This window comes from Daejeonella sp., assembly GCF_044232565.1.
GTDB lineage: Bacteria > Bacteroidota > Bacteroidia > Sphingobacteriales > Sphingobacteriaceae > Daejeonella.
Genome location: NZ_JBIILQ010000264.1, coordinates 1 through 3,696, shown reverse-complemented (window position 1 = coordinate 3,696; position 3,696 = coordinate 1). Strand labels below are relative to the sequence as shown.

The 3,696-nt window shown below is 34.8% G+C and carries 3 protein-coding genes; 1 reads left to right on the top strand and 2 read right to left on the bottom strand.

Annotated elements, in window-relative coordinates:
* Nucleotides 1-2,111 (bottom strand): M1 family metallopeptidase (locus ACILQF_RS11725; protein ID WP_395627590.1); only part of this gene is annotated, 2,111 nt, incomplete at its 3' end.
* Nucleotides 2,112-2,270: 159 nt separating this feature from the next.
* A complete protein-coding gene (locus tag ACILQF_RS11720; protein ID WP_395627589.1) occupies nt 2,271-2,852 on the bottom strand; it encodes a HupE/UreJ family protein in 582 nt (193 codons plus the stop codon).
* An 81-nt stretch (nt 2,853-2,933) separates the two neighbouring features.
* Here ACILQF_RS11720 and ACILQF_RS11715 point away from each other — a divergent pair, with 81 nt between their 5' ends.
* The gene (locus tag ACILQF_RS11715) at nt 2,934-3,482 is read left to right on the top strand and encodes a DUF6702 family protein (protein ID WP_395627588.1); all 549 of its coding nucleotides are present in this window, start codon (nt 2,934-2,936) and stop codon (nt 3,480-3,482) included.
* Nucleotides 3,483-3,696 lie beyond the last annotated feature (214 nt).

The window sequence follows — 3,696 nt, the reverse complement described above, 5'->3', positions numbered from 1 at the left end:
CTCCATATTTCAGCAGGAATACGTTTTACCTCTGAAGTGCCATCTACAAAGTTAAATTGAATGATAAGCGGCATCACTAAACCACCTACGTTTCTAAATTTAAGTTCATAAAAATTCAAGCCACTATTCAACATTTCCTTCTCTTTAGTAGAAAGTCGACTCATAAAATCAGCAGATGCTTTCTCATCATCAGGAGTTACCGTAAATGGATTGTATGAATTATAAAAATCGCGGGTAGCGGGATCAGCCTCTAAAACTGTTTGAGGAATATCCTTCTGGTTATTAATCTTACTAATTGAAGTGGCTTCACGATCAAATGCTTTTTTCTCATCAGCCTTCTTTTCAGCAGGCGTACGATTATCTAGCTTATACCATTTAGCGTTTTCAATGGAGATGTCAACAGGCTCTGTACCCATAAACCAACCTCTCCAGAACCAATCTAAATCTACTGAAGAAGCATCTTCCAGGGTACGGAACAAATCATCTGGTGTAGGATGCTTAAACATCCAGCGCTGCGCATATTGCTTAAACGCAAAATCAAATAATTCACGTCCCATAACGGTTTCACGTAAAATATTTAATGCTGTTGCAGGCTTGGCATAGGCATTAGGGCCGAATTGAATAATATTTTCAGAATTCGTCATAATTGGCTCAAGCAAATTCTTTTCGCTTCTCATGTAGGAAACAATTTTGTGAGCGGGGCCTCTGCTTGAAGGATAATTTCTATCCCATTCTTGCTCGGCCATATACTGCATAAAAGTATTTAAACCCTCATCCATCCAGCTCCATTGGCGCTCATCCGAATTTACAATCATCGGAAAGAAATTATGTCCTACTTCATGAATAATTACAGAAATCATACCATACTTTATGGCATCTGAGTAGGTTCCATCAGCATCTGGGCGACCATAATTAAAACAGATCATTGGGTATTCCATACCGTTGGAAGCTTCCACAGAAATTGCTACTGGGTAGGGATAATCAAAGGTGCGAGAACCGTATGATTTAATAGTATGAGCAACAACACGAGTAGAATATTGCTCCCATAATGGGTTGCCTTCCTTACCATAATAAGACATAGCCATCACATCGCTACCACTTTGCTTAACAGCCATGGCATCCCAAATAAATTTACGAGAGGAAGTCCAAGCGAAATCCCTCACATTTTGAGCATGATATATCCATGTTTTTTTATCTTTCGCTCTCGTTTTTTCTAACTTTTCAGCTTCCGTTTGCGTACGGATAATTACAGGCTTATCATAAGTTCTTTTTGCTTTTTCCCAACGATCAAACTCTGTTGCACTCAATACTTGTTTTGCATTTTGAAGCACTCCTGTTGACCCCACCATATGATCAGCTGGAACAGTAATTTTAACCTTATAATCTCCAAAAGTCAAAGCAAATTCACCTCTACCCACAAATTGCTTATGTTGCCAGCCTTGAAAATCTGAATAAACAGCCATGCGTGGAAACCATTCAGCCATGGTATATAGGTAATTACCATCCTTTTCAAAAAATTCATAGCCTGGTCTGCCACCTAAGAAACTCACACGATCATGGATATTAAAAGTCCATTCCATTGTAAACTCCATTTTCTGACCTGGTTTTAAAGGAGTAGCCAAATCCATACGCATCATCGTTTGATTGATGGTTACCGGAATATCCTTACCCGCCATATCCTTCACATAGATAATTTTATATCCTAAGTCTTGATCATGATATAAAATAGACTGCAATTGACCCATAGACATTCTAGGGCTAATTCTATTTTCGGTAATTTTCGGAGTATTAGAATCCTTAGCACGCTCGTTTTGGTCAAGCTGTATCCACAAATAATTTAGTGGGTCAGGAGAATTATTATAGTAAGTAACTTTTTGCCAGCCCTTTATCGACTGTTTTTCATCATTCAGTTCAACGGTGATATCATGATCTGCCTTTTGCTGCCAATACATGTGCCCAGGTGCTCCTGATGCTGTGCGATAAACATTTGGTGAGCGTAACATAGGACCTAATTGCTCAAATCTTTCGGCATGATTTTGTTCAGACCACTGTGCAAAAACCGAAAGAGAACTTAGAAATCCGACACAAAGAAGAAATAATTTTCTAGACATTTTTTGTGAAATTAAAATAAATTTCGTTGAACCATTTACAGGAATTCAAGAAATAATAATTGAATGATAATTGTTTATTTAAATTGAATTTAAATGTACATTATTTAAACATCATTTAAAATTGTTTTTTTTATTTACACCATACACTCAATCTCTATATTAACCGAAATTGGCTTCATAAATCATATAGACCGACAATAGAAAAACCATGGATGAGCTTATTAGAATCCACAATTTCTGCTTAATATTCAAAATGTGAAGTAGTATAAATGTGAAGGCTAAAAATGCGACAACTATCACTAGTTGACCAAGTTCTAATCCCAGATTAAAGGCAAGCAAAGGTTCTAAAATAGAGCTTTCCCTACCTAATAAGGATTTTAGAAAATTCGAAAAACCTAGCCCGTGTATTAAACCAAAAAACAAAGCAAATAGATAGTTTAATTGAATCCATCTTCCTTCTTTGGCCTGAGTATTTATCAAATTAGATGCAGAGGTTATGGCAATTGTCACAGGAATTAATAACTCAATGAGATCAGCATTTACCGAAATGAATTTCAAGGTCGCCAATGCAAGGGTAAGCGAATGCCCGATGGTGAAAGCAGTAACCAAAACTAAAATTTTACGCCAATCCAAAATCGTATAAATGGAACACAGTGCAATTACGAATAGAATATGATCATAGCCTTCAATATCAAGGATATGCGTAATTCCTAAGCTAAAATATAATTCAAACTGATTCATTTATTCATTTATTATTGGTGGCGCTGTAACTATACAATCTGGGATAAAATTGGTTATTTTTGTATTAAAATAAACGCATTTATGTTAAAAAAGTATTCTTTTCTATTGGCTTTAACTCTTTTAGCCTTAAATCAGGTTATTGCAAGCTCAATAAAGGAGCCTCGTTTTTTAATGATTTCACATTTAAACATGCATCCATTCCACATTAGCATGACGGAAATTAAATATAATGCAAACCAAAAATCGCTTGAAATATCTCAAAAAATATTCTGGGATGATTTGGAAGTTGAACTCAACGATTATTCAAAAAGCAAAATCAACTTTTTAAAACCTGCAAACAAGGAAGAGCTCAATAAATTGGTAAAAAAATACATCTTAGAACATTCCGATATCTATATCAATGGTAAAAGAGCAGACCTTAATTACTTGGGATATGAAATCGACGAAGACGTAGCCTGGATTTACCTTGAAGCTACAAATATTCCTTTGCCCAAAAATGCTGAAATTAAGAGCAGTGTCTTATTGAAAAACTTTCCAGGGCAACAGAATATTATCAATTTCTATAAAGATAAAAGTCCCAAAAGCCTGCGATTAATGGAAGGCCAAACTCAAGGAAAAATTACATTTTAACATATCCAACAGCGAAATATTAAAAAAAAATTGATCTTCATTAAACTATAAATTCGAATTATTACCAGTAATTTTTTCTTATAATTTGAGGAAAAGCTAAAATAAAATGGAATTTTATCGTGGATAAATTCTTAAACACCCTAAGCCTAAATCTCAAATCTCTTTGTTAATTTAGCAGATTAAAAACAGGAATAAATTTTGGATTATTTAGATG